General features: G+C 47.7%; 11 protein-coding genes. 8 read left to right on the top strand and 3 right to left on the bottom strand.

What is annotated here, in order from left to right:
* The first annotated feature begins 57 nt into the window (after nucleotides 1–57).
* The 8 genes from KOD92_RS03795 (at nucleotide 58) to KOD92_RS03760 (ending at nucleotide 13,682) form a co-directional block, all read left to right on the top strand.
* Nucleotides 58–3,165 carry a SusC/RagA family TonB-linked outer membrane protein gene (locus KOD92_RS03795; RefSeq protein ID WP_229254505.1) on the top strand — a complete coding sequence of 1,036 codons (3,108 nt, stop codon included), beginning with the start codon at nucleotides 58–60 and terminating at the stop codon, nucleotides 3,163–3,165.
* A gap of 12 nt (nucleotides 3,166–3,177) precedes the next feature.
* Entirely contained in the window at nucleotides 3,178–4,638 is a 1,461-nt protein-coding gene (locus tag KOD92_RS03790) for a RagB/SusD family nutrient uptake outer membrane protein (RefSeq protein WP_215232175.1), read from the top strand.
* A 237-nt stretch (nucleotides 4,639–4,875) separates the two neighbouring features.
* Nucleotides 4,876–5,187 carry a hypothetical protein gene (locus KOD92_RS03785; RefSeq protein WP_215232174.1) on the top strand — a complete coding sequence of 104 codons (312 nt, stop codon included), beginning with the start codon at nucleotides 4,876–4,878 and terminating at the stop codon, nucleotides 5,185–5,187.
* Nucleotides 5,188–5,262: 75 nt separating this feature from the next.
* Nucleotides 5,263–6,912: a S8 family serine peptidase gene (locus KOD92_RS03780; RefSeq protein ID WP_215232173.1), complete on the top strand. Its 1,650-nt coding sequence runs from the start codon at nucleotides 5,263–5,265 to the stop codon at nucleotides 6,910–6,912.
* 4 nt (nucleotides 6,913–6,916) lie between these two features.
* Complete coding sequence (locus tag KOD92_RS03775) at nucleotides 6,917–7,213, top strand: hypothetical protein (protein ID WP_215232172.1); 297 nt, start codon at nucleotides 6,917–6,919, stop codon at nucleotides 7,211–7,213.
* A 108-nt stretch (nucleotides 7,214–7,321) separates the two neighbouring features.
* Nucleotides 7,322–9,616 carry a GEVED domain-containing protein gene (locus tag KOD92_RS03770; protein ID WP_215232171.1) on the top strand — a complete coding sequence of 765 codons (2,295 nt, stop codon included), beginning with the start codon at nucleotides 7,322–7,324 and terminating at the stop codon, nucleotides 9,614–9,616.
* A gap of 213 nt (nucleotides 9,617–9,829) precedes the next feature.
* A complete protein-coding gene (locus KOD92_RS03765; protein WP_215232170.1) occupies nucleotides 9,830–12,946 on the top strand; it encodes a ligand-binding sensor domain-containing protein in 3,117 nt (1,038 codons plus the stop codon).
* Nucleotides 12,947–13,049: 103 nt separating this feature from the next.
* On the top strand, nucleotides 13,050–13,682 hold the full coding sequence (locus KOD92_RS03760) for a response regulator transcription factor (protein WP_215232169.1): 633 nt from the start codon (nucleotides 13,050–13,052) through the stop codon (nucleotides 13,680–13,682).
* On the opposite strand, the gene KOD92_RS03755 is transcribed toward KOD92_RS03760, so the two are convergent.
* Genes KOD92_RS03755 through KOD92_RS03745 form a run of 3 tightly spaced genes read right to left on the bottom strand, consistent with a single transcriptional unit; the run spans nucleotide 13,663 to nucleotide 18,234 of the window.
* Entirely contained in the window at nucleotides 13,663–14,040 is a 378-nt protein-coding gene (locus tag KOD92_RS03755; RefSeq protein WP_215232168.1) for a phage tail protein, read from the bottom strand. The genes KOD92_RS03760 and KOD92_RS03755 overlap by 20 nt on opposite strands.
* Nucleotides 14,041–14,044: 4 nt before the next feature.
* Nucleotides 14,045–14,347: a phage tail protein gene (locus KOD92_RS03750; protein ID WP_215232167.1), complete on the bottom strand. Its 303-nt coding sequence runs from the start codon at nucleotides 14,345–14,347 to the stop codon at nucleotides 14,045–14,047.
* Between the two features lie 23 nt (nucleotides 14,348–14,370).
* The gene (locus tag KOD92_RS03745) at nucleotides 14,371–18,234 is read right to left on the bottom strand and encodes a GEVED domain-containing protein (RefSeq protein ID WP_215232166.1); all 3,864 of its coding nucleotides are present in this window, start codon (nucleotides 18,232–18,234) and stop codon (nucleotides 14,371–14,373) included.
* Nucleotides 18,235–18,366: the final 132 nt, after the last annotated feature.

Below are 18,366 nucleotides of genomic sequence, written 5' to 3'. Positions count from 1 at the left end.
ATACCGGGCACGTGCCCGAGCCAGCGTTTTTCCAAATAACCAATAAACCCAATTCCTATGAACAGATTAAATTTTTTCAAAAAGTGGACATTGCCGCAATGGAGATTGCCCCAATGGACATTACCCATGTTCCTGCTGGCAATGCTCATGACCTTCACCGGTCGCGCGCAAGATGCTGGCGAGGTGTCCGGTATTGTGGTCGACAGTGTCGGAAACGTTTCGCTGCCGGGTGTGAGCGTGGTGATCAAGGGGACCAGCAAAGGGGTTAGTACCGACGCCGACGGAAAGTACCGGATCCAGGCAGGTGCAGGCGATGTGCTTACGTTTTCATTTATTGGCTACGAAAAAAGTGAAGTGCCGGTTGGAAGTAAATCGGTGATCAATGTGACGCTTCGGCAGAACAACACCGTACTCGACGAACTGGTGGTAGTGGGTTATGGTGCGGTGAAGAAAAGCTCGGTGACGGCGGCGGTATCCAAAGTCGAAAACACGGTATTGGACCAGATTCCAGTCGGCAGGCCCGAATCGGTGCTTGCTGGCCGGCTGGCAGGGGTAAACGTTTCACAGACAAACACTTCACCCGGCAGCGCACCATTGATCAGGATCCGCGGAGCGAGCTCTATTGACGCAGGTAACGATCCATTGGTGGTGATCGACGGTTTTCCAGGCGGTAGTCTGGGCAGCATCAGCACCAATGATATCGAATCCATCGAAGTATTGAAAGATGCCTCTGCTGCCGCTATTTACGGTTCGCGTGGTGCAGGTGGTGTAATCATTGTCACAACTAAAAAAGGAAAATCGGGAAAGGCGAAGTTCAATTTTAATGCATATGCAGGCGTTGCGAGTCCGAAAAAACATGGCGACTGGCTGGTAGGGCAGGACTATTACGATTACGCGGTCCGCTATCAAAACAGGGAGTATTCGTGGATTGGCGGCGACCCGACATTACCCGTCTGGAACGACCCGCGCCGCCCCAATGCATATCAGGTGAGCGATGTTTTGAAAAACGGTAACAATGTGGTTTGGGAAGATGAAGTGCTCGGTAGCGCCACCGTGCAGAATTATAACCTGTCGGTAGGCGGCGGAACGGACCATGTGCGGTACTATGTGTCGGGAACGCTGAAAGACGAGCAGGGAGCTTTGAAAAACACCTGGTACAAAAACTACGGCGTGCGTGCCAATGTGGATGTGACGGTCAACTCGGTGGTGAGCCTTGGGTTTATGCTCAATCCTTCCTATTCCAAAAGACGTTTTGCTTCGACGGACATCAACAATTATATCAAATTCCCAAGTTTTGTAGCAGTTCAGAATCCCGACGGGACCTATCCCAATTCACGCTCATACTGGGGTGCGGTGGTGAGTGGACAAGCCAATCCGATGGCGACACTCGAAGGTTCGCATTATTACGGGACCACTGTCAATAACCTGGGAGAGGCGTTTTTGAACCTGAACCTTGCTAAAGGACTTTCGTTACGCTCCTCAATCAGTACCAACCTGGCTTCCAACCAAACGGACCGTTTTCAGGCTTCCTGGGCGCAGAGTACCAACCTGAATTCGGGTTCGCTGGCGCAGAGCAACAGTTATAGCATTGCGAATGAGAACGTGTTGAGCTACAATACGACTTTCAAAGAAGTACATACACTGAGCGCGATCGCGGGGGCTTCTTACCAGAAATTCAACTCGAATAATTCGAACATGGCGGCGGTGAACGGATCATTTAACAACGACATTGTCCGGACATTGAACAATGCGATCATTAATCCTTCCGCTACCAACTCGACCAGATCGCAGTGGGGTTTGATCTCGTATTTCAGCCGGGTGAATTATGGTTTTAAAGATAAATACCTGCTCTCGGCGTCGATCCGTACGGATGGTAGCTCGCGATTTGGGCCTGATAATAAGTGGGGTTACTTTCCTTCCGCCTCGGTTGCGTGGCGCGTGTCGCAGGAGGAATTTATGAAGAGCGTTTCTGCAGTGAGCGAACTGAAATTGCGCGCCAGCTATGGCGCTACGGGTAACTTCAATATCGGTGATTTTGAATACCTTGGGCAGATCGGCGATGTGTATTATGCGCCTAATAATACGCTTACCAAAGGCCAGACGCAGGTTTCTTATGGTAACAACAGTCTGAGCTGGGAAAAAACGTCGAGCTATGACGTGGGTCTGGAATTGGGTTTATTCAGAAACCGCATTAGTGTAGTCCTGGATTATTATGACAAAAAAACCAATGGTTTGCTCTACAACGTTTCCATTCCTTCGATCACCGGATTTACGAGTTCATTATCCAATGTGGGAACGGTTCGTAACAAGGGTTTTGAAGTGGAGCTAACCACCAAAAACCTCGTTGGCGCATTCAAATGGGAGACTTCTTTCAATATGGCGAAGAATGTCAATACCGTGGAAGACCTCGGCGGCGTGCAGGAACGCATTACGACCGATACGTACGGAATGGGCTGGATTTTGAGATTGGGGCAGCCAATGTTCTCTTATTATGGATATAAAATTGCAGGTGTACTGCAAAGCCAGGAGGAAGTAAATAATTCGCCGGTATTGTCAGGCTCCAAGCCGGGCAATCCGAGATATCAGGATGTGGACGGCGACGGCAAGATCACCTCTGCGGACAAGGTCATTCTCGGCAACTTTCAGCCAAAAGCCTATTTCGGTCTGATCAACAATTTTGCCTGGAAAAGCTTCGATCTGAGCATTGCCATGCAGGCTTCGGTAGGTGCGAAGATCTACAATTTTGAAAATGAATATTACGAAGGTGCATTACTGGGTGCAATGCGCCGCCCGCTCGTGGAGAGACAATGGTGGTCGCAATCGGAAACCGGAGACGGCATGACGCCGGGCAGCTCGCTGAGCCAGCTGACATACCAGTCTTCGTCGGATGCTTACATTGAAGACGCCTCTTTCCTGGCTGTCCGCAACATTAACCTCGGTTATACGCTCCCGCTGGATCTGGTTCAAAAAGCACATTTGTCGAATTTCAGGATCTACGCTTCGCTGGCCAATCCATTCATGTTTACCAAAAAGGAATTTCACGGCTACAATCCGGAAGGGTATACAGGGGGTGAGATTGCGGGAACGGGCAGCAAGCCGGGTTTCAACAACGGTGCTGCGCCGATCAACCGGGTGTACACGCTGGGTATCAACTTCAATTTTTAAACTGAACCGACCATGGATATCAGAAATAACCTCATAAAATGCTTTGCCGCGCTGGCATTGGGATTGGCCGGCTGCGAAGACAAACTGCTCAATCCGACTCCTGAATCGGTACTGACTGCCAATAACTTTTATAAAACTGCCAATGATATCAACCAGGCGGTGCTGGGGATTTACAACAATCTGCAAAACCGTCGCGCATCGGATTACCTGCTGATGGAAGTGCCGGGAGACAACCTTTATATGTCGACCAACACTACGATTGCCGGCTCCAACGACGTTGATTTTCTGACGCTTAACTCCGATAACGCATTAACTGCCGCATTCTGGAACACGACTTACAACGGAGTTTTCCGGGCTAATTCTGTTTTGCTGAATATCGATAACCCAGTCAATTACGCGGCTGGCGCGAAGGATCAGTACATTGGCGAGGCCAAATTCATGCGCGCGCTCTACTACTTTGATCTAGTGCGAATTTTCGGCGGCGTGCCAAAAGTGACAGAAAAAATATCTATTTCGGAGGCCGCAGCATTGCCCAAATCGAGCGAAGAAGAGATTTACGCGCAGATCATCGCCGACCTGACCGACGCTGCTGCCAAGCTGCCACTTCGCAATGCGATTGCGACCGGGCGCGCAAGCCGGGGCGCGGCGGTGGGTTTGCTGGGTAAAGTGTATGTGTACCGGAAAGATTATGCGAATGCAAAAACGCAGTTTGAACGGCTGATCAAGGATTTTGATTATGCATTGGTCAATGATTTCGCCTCACTCTGGCAACTGGGTACGGAGGATAACAGCGAGATACTTTTCACCGTGAAATACATCGACGGCACAAATGGTCACAGCTTATCGACCAACTACGCACCCAATGGCGGGATCGTAGGTGTAACAGATCGTGGCGCGGAAACTTCGCTGCCTTCGTGGAGCCTGATGAAAAAATATGAAGAAGGAGACAAGCGCAAAGCGGCCACGATTCAGGAATGGTGGGTATCACCTGCACAACCCAATGCACCGGCGATCTGGTATCCTTATGTGAGCAAATATGCCGTGAAACATTCCTATGGCGCTTCGGGCATTGATATTCCTGTGCTGCGATTTGCCGATGTGGTGCTGCTTTACGCCGAAACGCTGAATGCATTGGGCGACAAACCAGGCGCATTGACCCAGCTTAACCGCGTGCGCCAGCGTGCTTTTGGCAATGCGACGCACAATTATAAAGGTAACGAAGCGGCTGATTTAATGGACCTTATCCTGCTGGAACGTCAGCTGGAACTTGCTTACGAGAACGAGCGCTGGTTTGACCTGGTTCGCACGGGCAAATTCCTGACTGTGATGAAGCAGGAGGAAAGGCTGTATAACTACGCTTCCAAAACGCCGGTTGTAGTTAATCTTTCTCCCCAACCTTTTATGAGTGTGTACCCGATCCCACAGGCGCAGATCGACCTGTCTTCGGGACTGAAACAGAATAACGGATATTAATTTCTGACGCAGCAAAGCGGCCTGCCCTTTTTACAGGGCAGGCCGCTTTTTCTTTTTATTAAGTCCTTAACTATCTCATTTTATTGAAGATCAGGAGAGGAAATGCGGAACAAATTCAATCATGGAAATATAAACTAATTACTGCGGCATAACTTTTTTAGTGAAGCCACGTTACTTCGTACCACCCTGATAATTAATTGTTTAACTCAAATTTTTTAGATAAACAATGTAGAATTAATGTTAAGTGAATTGGATTTGAGACAGGAAATTGTCAAACTACTACGTGAACATCAAGCACAGATATCAAACTACGACAAGGAGGCCGCCGAACGCAAGCAACGTCTTCTTTATCGCCATTTCAGGAAGCTGGAATCAATCGAAGAAGAAGGGAGCTTTTTGAGTAAAGCACTGCAAATTCGCAGGCAACATTTGCAAATGCAGCGGTACAAACTTCGGATACAACGGAAAAGAACGGAGCTGATTTTTAAGCAGGCAATTGAATTAAACGCTTTAAAAATGCGATGGCGGGAGGCGCAAATTAAAGGGTAGTGCTTTTATAGAAGGTCCTATCGATGTTGGATATGCACCTTTTTGCTATCTTGGATCTGATCAAAACCTTTTTGTATGAATGCGACGCCTGCCATCCTCCTTTCCCTGATCTGTTTTTCCGTTTTGGGACAGGCGCCGCAGCTGGCTGAGCGGCCCAGGAACTGGCATCTGCTAGATATTCAGGAAGACGGTGTGCGCGGTGCGGGTGTGGAAAAGACTTACCGCCTTTTGCTGAAAGACAAAAAGCCAACTAAAAAAGTGATTGTCGCCATCATTGACTCCGGGGTTGACACCCTGCATCCCGACCTGAAAAGTATAGTTTGGGAAAATAAAAAGGAGATTGCGGGCAATGGAAAAGACGATGATCGAAATGGTTATCCAGATGATGTGCGGGGCTGGAATTTCGTGGGCAACACCCAGGCAGGGACATTTGAAGTGGTCAGGGAGTACATCAGGCTCAGGAAGGAGTTTGAAGGCGAGCGTGACAGCACTTTGCTGACTAAGAAAAAGGGTTATGCTTACTGGAAAAAGATCAAAGACGGGAAAGATAAATTTTATGCGGAATACACTGAAATGACGACGCGTTTCAGCAATCGGATTGCGGATTACAGGGAGATCCTTGAATATTATAAAAACACTACGGGTAAGGATACGGTTGATTATCAGTTACTCGTCGAATATCCTGTTCCTGATACGGCAACCGCAACCTTGCGTGCTAATTATCAAGAATCGCTGGAACTTTTCGCCCAACCCGACCTTGCCGGCGTCAGCCTGAACGAGCGGCTTTCCCTTTTTGAAAACCTGTCAAGTACACTCGGCCCAACCCTGGCGGTTGCGGATACGCTGATCGCGAAGAACGATGTAACCTATTATTCGGCCAGGGAAAATATTACAGCTCCGGAGGTCAATAGCGGGAGGAACTACGGAAACAACAACATCCTGCCAAAAGACGATCACGGGACGGCCTGCGCGGGAATTGTGGCAGCCGGGCGGAACAATGGCGTGGGAATGGATGGTGTGGCCAATCATGTGCAGATCATGCCTGTCCGGATTTTTATCAGCGCCAATGAAGATGAGATCGACAAGGATGTAGCGCACGCGATCGAATATGCGGTGGACAATGGGGCGAAGGTCATTAACATGAGTTTCGGGAAATTTTTCTCCCCCCAGAAAAATTTGGTAGATAAAGCGGTTGCCTACGCGGAAACGAAAGGCGTGCTGATCGTCTCTGCGGCTGGCAATGAGTCAACCAATGTGGATAGTCTGCATTTTTTTCCAACGGCGCATTATCTCAGCGGCAAGCGCGCATCCAATCTGATCAACGTGGGGGCGACCGCCTCGGACAGCGGGTTGGTGGCCTATTACAGTAATTATGGTAAAAATAACGTGGACATTTTTGCGCCGGGCAGTGACATTTACACAACAGCCAGAGATACAACTTATCTCACGGAAAGCGGCACGAGTTTCGCCGCGCCGGTGGTTTCCGGCATTGCGGCCCTTATCTGGAGTTATTATCCTTCCCTGACTTACAAACAGGTCAAATCCTGCATCGAAAGCTCGGCAACGCCGCTCGCGGTGACGGTGAAAAAACCGGGGACGGAGCAGCTTGTTCCATTCAGCTCACTCAGCCGGACAGGCGGCGTTGTAGATGCATTCAAAGCAGTTGAATTTGCGCAAAAGATCGTTAGAAAGGGTGGTACTGCCGATATTTCAAATCCGAAGTAGAGTTATGAAAACTCACGTAGCGTCCCTTGTTATTTTCCTAACTGTTGCTGGTATGGTAAGCTGCTCCGAAGTGAAGACGAAGGAAAAGGAAGCTATAATTGGTCGCGCAGATCCGTTAATGTGCGGTTGGTGTGGTGGTTGGTTCGTTTATGTGGATTCAATTCAATATCGGGCTAACATACCGGCAGCATACAACACGGAAAATAAGCGTGTCTGGATTCGCTTTAAAAAAGACGAAAGTGATGGTTCGAAAGTTCAGGGTAATTGGATTATCATCACCTGTGTACGCGAACGTAAATAAGTAGTAACGTGCTTTATAGCAATTATTTGCTATACCGCGCCAGCTTTTGGCGCGGTAAATTTACAGGGCGGCAATTAATGCAGCATTGTAAATTACTCGTTACTCAATATGAAAACTCTATACTTGAATGACCAGCTATTATTAATTGGCAAGAGATCGATTTTACTACTGGTGTATCTCAACATTCTGTCCATTTCCTATGCGCAGCAACGAATTGCCGACAGCGGAATAAATGAGAATGCCAGGGTAAATGCTGATGTGGGAACGATCGTTATCACTAAAAAAACACAACCGGAATTTTCTCCTGGAGCCAACTTTACCTTTTTTACGGACATGCCGGCCCTTCCATCATTCGTATTGAATGATGATCCTTCGTTCATTTCCATGCAGGATGTGGGTATGGGCGATAATAATACCATGTGGGCGGTTGCTGCTAACGCGTCGGGAATTGGCAACGGACCCGTTTATTACCGGGCTGCCGGTACCACAAACTGGGTGCAGTCTGACGGATATGGCACGAGGATCGATGTCAACCCGAATGGCAGATCGGCGCTGATCAATGAACGGGGCGATTTGTTCTCGTGGAATCCTAATCAACGCACTTTTGAACTGACATCGAATAATATCAATGCGGTGGATGTAGGAATTTCCGCAGTGGGGGTTTCGGGTGTATTCGTGCTGGCTAAAAGTAATACAGGCTGCCACACCCTCTCACGCAGCAGCGGGTCGGGGTTTTTTGTTAATTTCCCAAACATCTGCGGCACCAGGCTTGACGCAGGTGCGGATGGCATCTTATATGTGCTGGATGAAACTACCTCGACAGTCAAACAGGTATTGTTTGACGGCACCAATGCGACTGTTGTCCAAACGTACCAATCTTTCTCGTTTAAGGATATTACCGTCGCAGCCGACGGGAAAGTCTGGGGTGTGAATGATTTAAGAAGCTATTATCTGGAAAACGGCAACTTTGTTGCTGATCCAAACAGCCCGGGTGTGGGATTCGGGACCAATACATCCGGCATATCAGCAGGACGTGACGGCGATACACCCATTTTGACTCTGAATGCCGAGGACGACGTAGCCACAACTCAGCGGGGACAAATCATTCAGCGGAGGGAAAACGGCACATGGATGAACGGCCACAAGGTCCGCGAGTCGGGCTCTGCTAACAGTATCGTGATAGAAGTTGCCCCGGGCACTTACCGGGTAGAAGAGAATCCTACGCAACCTGCGTGGAAACTTGTTGCCATCAATACGTTTGGCGGTCCGGTAGTCACAGATCTTTCTATCCGCAATGCAGCTATCACGGTGGGTGCAGGTCAAACCGTTTATGTCGAGTTTGTCAATGCAGGCTATGATTATGGCGATGCTGCTGATTCCTATGGTACCAAATCGGCAGACAATGGTGCTGTTCATGAGGTGGATCCGGCTATTACGCTGGGAACAACGATCGATATCGATGCAGATGGTGGTTCCGGTTTGCTGGCGACAGGTGACGATAACACATTCCAGGACGACGAGGACGGAATTTCCTCGTTTCCGATTATTTCGGCAGCTGGCGGCGGAGAAATTTCAAATTATACTGTCAACGTTTCGGCCCGTAATGGAAGAGTATTGACCGCCAACCTGTGCGGCTGGATTGACTGGAACAATAATGGCACTTTTGAATCAGAAGAAGGAGTTTGCACAACATTGGCGCCGGGCGGCACAGCAGCAACACTGACTTGGCCATCGGTAACAATGAGCGGGTTTCTTCGCCGTAGAGGTACATTTGCGAGGTTCCGGCTTACCACAGACCCTATAACGGCTGCCGATATGACGGGACTGGCAACGAACGGAGAGGTTGAAGATTACTTCTTACCTTTTTCGGACGTTCTCCCGGTTACACTCATTTCTTTTGAGGCTTCTACCCGCGAACATCATGTAGCACTCACCTGGGCGACTGCCAAGGAAACCAATGCAGACCGCTTCGATATTGAACATAGCAGCAATGGCAAGAACTGGAATCTTGTTGGAACAGTGGTCGCAAAAGGGGAAAGCAGCGTTTACGAGAATTATACATTCGAACACAAAGCTCCGGTGAAGGGCCAGAATTTCTATCGTCTGAAAATGAACGATCACGACAAAACCTTCGCATTAAGTAAAATTATCAATGTGCTTTTTGACAGAACATCGACATTTACGGCTTACCCCAACCCGGCGAGCAACCGGATCATGATCACCAATGATGAACTGGTGAAACAAGTATCCTTACATGCGGTATCAGGTGCCAAGATCTTCGAAAGCCGCAAACATTTGCACGAAGGAATCGACGTTTCGAAGCTGAAACAGGGTATTTACATGATGTCAATCATTCACCTGGATGGTACGGTGGCTACACAAAAAGTGCTCATAGCGAGATAGTAAAGCGAATTGCGATATTGTTAATAAGAAATGCGGTTGAACTGAGATTCAACCGCATTTCTTATTTATAAGAGAAATTCTCAGGTCATTCAATTATCTGTTCAATCAAATTGCTGCTGGTGGTTAGAAAAAAAATGGTAGGTCTTTTAATCTATAAATCGACTTTAAGAGTATACTAGTTACATCCGTCTTACCAACACTTCCTGTCTCTTCATGCAGCGCAGACTTTTGCAGTTCAAGTTGAATGTATCTTGTATACTTTCCCGGTCGTGTCGCCTGTTACCTTTCATATTTCTGATTTTTACAAATATCTGCAATGCGCAGGCGCCGCAAACGCGTGTGAATATTCAGTTATTTGGCCCTGAGCAGGGTTTACCCAGCCGGAATACACGTTCGCTGGCACAGGATGGCCGGGGATTTATGTGGGTGGCTACCGGTCAGGAACTTTGGCGTTATGATGGGTATAATTTCCAGAATTTTACTGTTATGCTTACCCGCTCCATCGGCGGCGGGACGCTGATCAACCAGATCAAGACGGGGCCCAACGGGGAAATCTGGGTGGCACATAACATCGGCGTGAGCATTGTTAATCCACTTGAACTGACCTGCAAAACCATTAAACCTTCTATTGTCTTTAAAAGTGTTGATTCAAAACAGCATCTGGATATTTTCTTTGACAGTGATCAAAATGCCTGGGTGTCGATACCACGCGGTAAGCTAATTAAAATCAATAAGGATCATGCCCCGGTCGCTCTCTACACGCCGCCAGCCGACGCCGGACATCCCGCTGCTATTGGAAGCCAGGTTAATAGATTATTTCTGGACGCAAAAAACAGGAGATATGCATTCAGCGACAGTATTTTTCTGGACGAAATTGATGCAAAAGCAAATCTTGTCAACCGGACCAAGCTGTTCGCAAAAGATATGGATCCGCGGGATTTCAGTGTCTTCGGTGTTGTGCAGTCAGGTGCCGATTCATTGCTGATATATTACAAGCAAAGAATGGGTAAGCAATTCCGGATGCGCTCATACGCGCTCGGAGCGAGAATTTTTGGCCCGCTTACCGACATTGATTCCCCGGTTGCCCCCGATTTGGTTTATGCGGATAAGGGAAATTACAAGTGGTATAAATCTTCCAGAGAGATTGGTTTTTTAAATCAAAAGACCGGGCAGTTTACAAACCTGACAACCCGCCTTTTACAGAAATCGGGTGCAGATATCTTCTTCTTTGGCACCTGTTTGAGCACGGATGGCAGTTTTTGGGTCTCAGGGGTGGATGGTCTTATAAAAGTGACGCTCACCGAAGAACTTTTCAGAAGGTACATGAGTGTCCCGCTGGAAAAGTCGGGTGATATCGGCAGCAGCGTCAGGGGCATTACTGAGGATAATTCGGGAATGATCTGGGTTTGTTCTTATGGTTATAACCGGGATGGTCTGCAATATCTGCTTCATCAGATTGACCCCGTGGCCCACAGGAGCAGACATATGCCGCTGCACAGTCGTAACAAAACTTCAAAAAACATGGTAATCCCTTATAAGGTGCTTTTCACCAAAAACGAAGTTTATGCAGTAACAGATGGGATAGAGTTCATCAAAATTGACCCGGAGAACGAGGCTTACACCGAGGTGGATTTTCCGTTTGTGAGCGGACGTGGTTTTACCTCTTTTTACAAGCTCAATGATTCTACATTCTGGACAGGTACCTGGGGTGGAATGGGCATTATTGGCACGCGGGATCTCAAACCTGTTCTGCTAAATGACAAAGCCGGTCGTTATATCAAAAATGAACGTGTGAACAACTTCATGGCATGGAAGCAAAATCGTGTTTTAGTGAGTACCACAAATGGCTTATATGTGCTGAACCAGGATGCCAGCATTTATGAACATTATGGACAGGCGGCGGGGGATAAGATCAAACTGCCCGCTTTACAGATCTTTCACACAGTATTTTATGAAAATGTATTGTGGGCAGCAACCGGGCAGGGACTGATCCGCATTGACGTGAACAGTAAAAAAACGCAGCTCTTCACCACGCATGACGGCCTGCCTGACAACAATATCTACGCGGCCCTGCCCGACGAACAGGGAAATCTTTGGCTGAGTACCAATAAAGGTTTGTCGCGTTTTAATACAAGAACCAGAAAATTTCACAACTACGGAATGTCGGACGGGTTGCCGCACATGGAATTCAATCACGGGTCTTATCTGAAATCGAGAGACGGTACACTTTATTTTGGTGGCCTGAATGGCGTTGTTGCATTCAATCCGGAGCAGCTTGATTTGAGCTCCAATAAAGAGAGCGCATTACAACTTATTTCCTATTCGAAATTCGATGCCAGTCGAAATAAGACGGACACGATCATTACGCATCCGGCTGGCCAACAGATCGTTTTCAACCCCGGCGACCGTCTTTTTGCCTTTGCATTTATGAGTCCGGATTATCAGAACACCACATTGAACCGGTTTCGCTACAAGCTGGAAGGGTGGGGGGACGATCGCTGGCAAATGTTTGAAAGTGGCAATAAACTACTCTTCAATAGCCTGCCGCCCGGAAATTACACGCTTAAAGTGCAGGTTTCTGTGGGAGGCGCCGATTGGAGTAGCCAGGAATGGCAGTCACCGGTCCGGGTACTTACGCCCTGGTACAGATCAGTCTGGTTTTTCGTTCTTAGTATACTTGCCGTGGGTTCCTTGATTTACCTATTTTACCAATACCGGCTCCGGCAGATTATGGATATTCAAAAGATCCGTAACGGGATCAGCGCGGATATGCATGATGAGATCGGGAGCACGCTAAGCAGCATTACGTTTTACAGCCAGGCTTTGCTGATGCAAATGGAGAAAACTGAACATCAGCAGGTGGTCCAGAAAATTAAGGATAATGCCCAGCAGGTCCAGGAAGGACTTAGTGATATCGTATGGAGTGTAAAAGCAGGCAGCGACCAGATCGAGGACGTGTTTGCACGTATGTTTCAATTCGGCAGTACGTTGGCAGATTCCAAAGGCTTTGCTTTTCGCTTTGAGGCGGATAGCCAGATCCAGAACCTGAAACTGGATATGCAGACGCGAAAAAACCTGTATTTGATCTTCAAAGAAGCGATGAACAATGCTGCTAAATATTCGAATGCGAGTATTGTGGAGGTATTGACGACCCGCGAAGATGGTCGTATTAAGCTAACTATCAAAGACAATGGAAAGGGTTTTGATCCGGAGTTTATTAAAAAAGGGAATGGGCTCGCCAATATGCATCAGCGTGCGGCACAGATGAAGGGGCAGCTTACGATCCACGCAGCTATTGACAATGGCACTACTATTACATTGATGATCTGACCAAATAAGGATGACTAGTATTTGCTATATTGTAGAAAAAATTCGATTGTTAATTTTGCAGCATGAAATTTCAATATCGTATTAAATGCTGTTAATGTACCCTATGGCATCAAGGATCATTATTTTCGACGACAATCAGGAGAGGTTAAACAGTGTGTCCATGCTGCTCAATCTTTCGGATGGTTTTGTGTGCACGGGCACCTTTCCCAATGCCAACAATCTTTTAGCGAACATTACCGAATCGAAGCCCGACCTGGTGCTCATGGATATTGATATGCCCGGAATAAACGGCATAGACGCAACCATCCTGATCAGGAGACATTTCGGTGCATTGCCTGTGATCATCCAGACAAACTTTGAGGAAGACGAAAGGATTTTTGGTAGTCTGCAAGCCGGCGCAAACGGATATTTGCTCAAAAAAACAAGCCCAGAAAGATTCATTGAAAGCTTACGGGAAGCGCTTGAAGGCGGCGCGCCGATGACCGGCAGCATTGCAACCAAGGTACTGCGTTACTTTTCGGCTGATGCAGCCAGCAAGAAGGACTACCATCTCACGGAGCGTGAAAAGCACATTTTAGGATTTTTGGTTAAAGGTTATAGCTATAAATTAATCGCCGCAGAATGTGACATTGCGTACAATACGGTGAATAACCACATCCGCAACATCTATGATAAGCTTTATGTCAATAGCGCTACCGAGGCGGTGAGTCTGGCGATCAGGGAGAGGTTGGTGTAACGCCGGGAACTGTGTTACTCACGGGGAAAATGCCTTTTAAAGCAATACAAAAATGGGTTGATTCATAAGTTGGCCTGACATATTGCTGCTGAACCTTGCGTTCGAGTCCCAATGGGCGCGACGACTGATTAGCCATTACAAGCATTTCTGCATGCAATTCGATCTGCACGGGCTTGCGGCCCGCCAGGTTAGGCAGCGCAAAAGTTGATTGTCCGTCTCCTCCGAAAGTTGTGCCCAGCAGTTCAAATAGGGCAGGATGTTCCGCAATGCGCATTTCGCGGCCGTCGCACCAGGCCCATCCTTCGGGCAGTTTACGCGCGGGAATAAATTTTATTTCTGCCAGAAATGGTTCTCTCATCACTTTAACTTTTTGGCGCGTATATGCCGTAGAGTGAAATAATGTAATTGACGTACAGGTAGGGCTCGCTGTTGTGAAAAGGCCTTTCCCCTCCGCCTGGTCCCTCGTCCTGGTGCACCGGCATCTCACCCCGAAGATCGGGCAGGCCGAATGTGGCCTGTCCGTCGCCGCCGTAAGTGGTTCCCAGCACGTGAAAAAGGAAATGGTTTTCTGCGATAGGAAGCAGCTTCCCATCGCAGAACATCCAACCATCAGGAGCGAATTTCCCGGCGAATAGCTTGATTTCGCCTACGTAAGGATAATCCATGTTGCGTAATCGTCAGGCTTTCGCTACTCTTTTACAACTTTCCTGATTTCGGAAATACTTCCGTTGTCAAACTTCAAAATGTTTAGACCGGGAGACAGCTTGTCAATCGTAATGATATTCGACCCGGCTTTCAGAATCTTACTTTTCTGCGATATTAGTTTGCCTGACAAATCGTAACTGCTTATGTTCCAGGTTCCCTTGGTCAATGCATTGATTTCAATATATACTTTGCCAGTACCTGGGTTAGGATAAATGTTGCCGACCACTGCGTTTTCCGTGTTGCCTTCCAATGAAATTATTTTTGAAAAGCTGTATTTCGTGTCCAGATCTATCATTTTCAGGCGATAATATACTTTTCCGAAAGGTGCATTAGGATCCACGAAAGTGTAAGTTCTAAGTTGATCCGATGCCAGCTCACCTATTTTCTCAAAGGTTTTCGCATTCACGCTCCTTTGGATCTCAAAATGACTGAAATTGACTTCGGAGCTGGTTTTCCACGTTAGTTCATTACTTTTTTCTACGGTTTTGCCCGTGAAAGAAATCAGTGTAACTGGTAAAGGTTGACCAATTGATTTCGCAATAAAGCCGCTGAATCCTGTTACAGGGAATGTTACTTCCCAGATGGAATTAGTTGCGTTCCAGACAAAAGTATATGCTCCCGTATTCCATGAATTTCCCGCGCCCGGAATAGGTTTTGGTGGTCCCGGATAGTTCAGGCCTGTCTCACTGGTTCCTGAAAATTTAACGATCTGGAAGTTGGCAATACCCGCGGCATCATCCGGGCCGGTTGGTAGCAGGCCAGCATTGATCGTTGCATTATAGACGTCGAAATCGGCTTGAGAGAAGTACAAAGTGACCGTGCCTGTTGCTGTGCCTGCGTTGGTGGCCGGTGTAATCTCGTAATGCCGTGGCACATAGTTAAAAGGCGGTGTTGTTTCGAGCCAGCTTTTGATCGTAGCCTCCGTGAAACCTTCTCCGGGCACTACTTTGGCAATGTATTCACATTCGTTAGCTACCAAAGGCGTCGTCGCGACGTTTTGTGTAGTTGTTGTTGCAGTTGTCGGGAGTGTGATATTGCCGCTACATGCCGAGGGCAAGATATTCACAAAATAATCTTCCGTTTCGCCCCGTACATAGCCTGCGCAAGCAGAATTAATGATATCTCCGCTCCCGGATATGACTCTCATGCGTGTCAGGCCAGGCAGCGCGCCTTCCGGTATGGAAGCGGAACCTGTCAAAGTGTATTCGGCCCCAAGGTTATCTGGTGAGGAAAAAACTCTTTCCCCCGGTGCATCAAAACTTCCATTATGATTAAAATCAATCCATACAGATGTCGAACTCATAGTAAATCGACCACAAGAAGTCATTGATACAGAGATCGGAATGGTGTTACCTGCTGTAAGGTTAGTGGCGGCAATCACCCGGGTGTAATCCGAGTACCGACTCAGCACTGAGCCAGGTCCGCCGGTTTGCCCACAATTCGAGGAGTTGTTTAATTCGCCTATCGTCACATTGGCAATGTCGGCAGAGTTAGCATCTTCTGAAATGGAAGTACAGGCACAATAAAGATAAGGACTCTGAACAGCCACGGGTGTTGATAGGGTTGTGCTTTCGCCGGTTGGACAAGTTACAGCGCAATAAAAATTGTCGGGACCGGTGATGGTGGTTGTGTAGGTATCGTCGGTAGCACCGGCAATGGGACCGGCATCATTGTACCATTGATAAGTGTTGTCGCCCGTTGTAATGATCGGACTCAGCGAAAAAGTAAAACTTACTTCGGGGCAAACCAGGTTTTGGGTCGCAATAGTAGTTGTTTGGGCAGGAGTGCCACTACAAGATGGTGGCGGTACAATGTTGATCAGATAATCTTCTGTTTCTCCTTTAAAATAGTCTCCGCACGGAGAAGTAAACAGACTTTGACCGGCGTTCTGGGCGGAAATGATTCGCATACGGGTAGTACCTGTGGGTGCGTTTTTAGGGATTAAAAATGAGCCCGTGGCAGTAAGACTCCCCTCACCCCGTCCTTGAAATATCAATTCGTCCGGACTTTCAAAGGAACCATTGCGGTTGTAGTCAATCCAGATCATAGTATTAAAGAAAAAAGCGCTTCCGCCAGCGGATATTGAAAATGGAATCGTGGCTGATTGATTAAAGACAGGCGCATCCACAAGGGTTGTGAAATCAGAATAAGCACCCGACACAGATCCCGGCCCACCAAGCTGAAAAGAGGTGGTTGAATTGTTGAGCGTCCCTACTGTCACATTATTAATATCTAGTCCCTCTGGGTCCCGAGCGTAAGATTTGCAGTAGCAGGGAGCAACAGAAACCGGGATCGATCTCGTCGTTGTTTCGCCGTTGGAGCATGATACATCACAGTAATAAGCATCTTCTCTTGTAATTTTTGCAGAATAAGTCTCGCCTGTTGCGCCGGCAATGGGTCCTTCGTTATTATACCATTGAAACGTATTGCCGATCGTCGTCACAGCAGGGCTCAGCAAAAATGTATACCTTCCTTCCGCGCAATCCTGCTCTTGTGTAGCGATTGTATTGCTTTGTGCCGGGGCGCCGCTGCACACCAGCGGCAGCTCGATGCTGACCAGATAATCTTCCGTTTCGCCCTGATCATAACTATCGCAGGCAGAGCCTACCGGATTTTGACCAGCATTTGTAATGACCCGCATACGGGTTGTGCCCGTCGACGCACTGGATGGAATGATAAAAGAGCCGGTAAGCGTTTGGTTTCCGGAAGTTGGCGTTGTTGTTTGATATACTCTTTCGTCGGGAGCTTCAAAAATGCCGTTCTGATTGTAATCGATCCAGACAGAAGTGGCGGCAAGACCGGTATTCTCACCTATTTGCACGGAAAGTGGAATTGCCGCCAACTGATTAAAGACCGGCGATGACACCACCGTGGTATAATCGGCATATCTGTTTGTAACTGATCCGGGGCCGCCTGCCGCGGAAAGGTCAGAAGTGTTATTGAGCGTCCCTGCTGTTACATTGAAAATGTCCAGCCCCGCGGCACTGGCAGCGACAGATGCACAATAGCATTGATCAAACGGTTTTAAACTAATGGAAACCGGAGTTGATTGACCAATTTGGCCACTCACAGTACAGGTGACTTCACAATAAAAATTGTCTGCGTTTGTAATGGTTGCCGTGTATGTCGGGTTGGTCGCACCGGAAATCGGACCCGCATTGTTAAACCATTGGTAAGTGAAGCCGGCAGCATCGACACTGTTGAGTGCGGAAGCGGATGAAAACGACAAATCAATGGTGCGATTGAAGCAGGTAACGGATTCACTTGCTACGGTATTTCCCGGTGCAGGCTGGCCAGTGCACGCAACTGTACTTAGAATATTTATTGTGTAATCTTCTGTTTCACCTCCGCTATAATCTCCGCAAGGACTTACATTCGATTCATTGGAGTTGATAACCCGCATCCGGGTTGGGCCTGGCAGGGCGGTCTGAGGAATAACGATTGAACCTGATACCGTATAAGACGGGTTGAAAAATCCAGCTGAGCGATATACGAGTTCACCCTCCCCATCAAAAGCTCCGTCATGGTTATAATCAATCCAGATCGATGTCGTGGATTGTCCGTAATTTCTACAACTACCGATGCCGATAGAAAAAGGATGAGGCGCTAGTTGGAAAAGATCCGGAGCGGCCAGCTCGGTATAATTTGCATAATCATTCAAAACAGACCCGTTGCCACCCGTTAGATTACAGTTCGAAGAATTGTTTAAAGTGCCAATCGTTACATTAAATATACTTTGGCCATTAACACCCGCAGAAGCGCAATACGTTTGTGCATAAAGGCTGCTACCGCCGGCCAGGCACACGAGGAATAAAAAGAATGTGAAGTAGAATTTTATGGTTTTCATCCGAACGTAGTTAAGGTCTTTTATACAAAAAACACTAAACTACACACGGTGCACAATAGCAAATATTTGCTATTCAGCGTTTCGGTATGAAACGGCGTGATAGTAATGCAGACCGGCGCGCACGGCCGATTC

Origin of the sequence: Dyadobacter linearis (genome assembly GCF_907165045.1) — a bacterium.
Classification (GTDB): domain Bacteria; phylum Bacteroidota; class Bacteroidia; order Cytophagales; family Spirosomataceae; genus Dyadobacter; species Dyadobacter linearis.
This window is presented reverse-complemented; position numbering and strand designations above follow the sequence as displayed.

What these genes read in the sequence shown, in the direction of transcription:
- KOD92_RS03795 (WP_229254505.1), top strand. Translation starts at nt 58, where the DNA reads ATGAACAGATTAAATTTTTTCAAAAAGTGGACATTGCCGCAATGGAGA.
- KOD92_RS03790 (WP_215232175.1), top strand. Translation starts at nt 3,178, where the DNA reads ATGGATATCAGAAATAACCTCATAAAATGCTTTGCCGCGCTGGCATTG.
- KOD92_RS03785 (WP_215232174.1), top strand. Translation starts at nt 4,876, where the DNA reads ATGTTAAGTGAATTGGATTTGAGACAGGAAATTGTCAAACTACTACGT.
- KOD92_RS03780 (WP_215232173.1), top strand. Translation starts at nt 5,263, where the DNA reads ATGAATGCGACGCCTGCCATCCTCCTTTCCCTGATCTGTTTTTCCGTT.
- KOD92_RS03775 (WP_215232172.1), top strand. Translation starts at nt 6,917, where the DNA reads ATGAAAACTCACGTAGCGTCCCTTGTTATTTTCCTAACTGTTGCTGGT.
- KOD92_RS03770 (WP_215232171.1), top strand. Translation starts at nt 7,322, where the DNA reads ATGAAAACTCTATACTTGAATGACCAGCTATTATTAATTGGCAAGAGA.
- KOD92_RS03765 (WP_215232170.1), top strand. Translation starts at nt 9,830, where the DNA reads ATGCAGCGCAGACTTTTGCAGTTCAAGTTGAATGTATCTTGTATACTT.
- KOD92_RS03760 (WP_215232169.1), top strand. Translation starts at nt 13,050, where the DNA reads ATGGCATCAAGGATCATTATTTTCGACGACAATCAGGAGAGGTTAAAC.
- KOD92_RS03755 (WP_215232168.1), bottom strand. Translation starts at nt 14,040, where the DNA reads ATGAGAGAACCATTTCTGGCAGAAATAAAATTTATTCCCGCGCGTAAA.
- KOD92_RS03750 (WP_215232167.1), bottom strand. Translation starts at nt 14,347, where the DNA reads ATGGATTATCCTTACGTAGGCGAAATCAAGCTATTCGCCGGGAAATTC.
- KOD92_RS03745 (WP_215232166.1), bottom strand. Translation starts at nt 18,234, where the DNA reads ATGAAAACCATAAAATTCTACTTCACATTCTTTTTATTCCTCGTGTGC.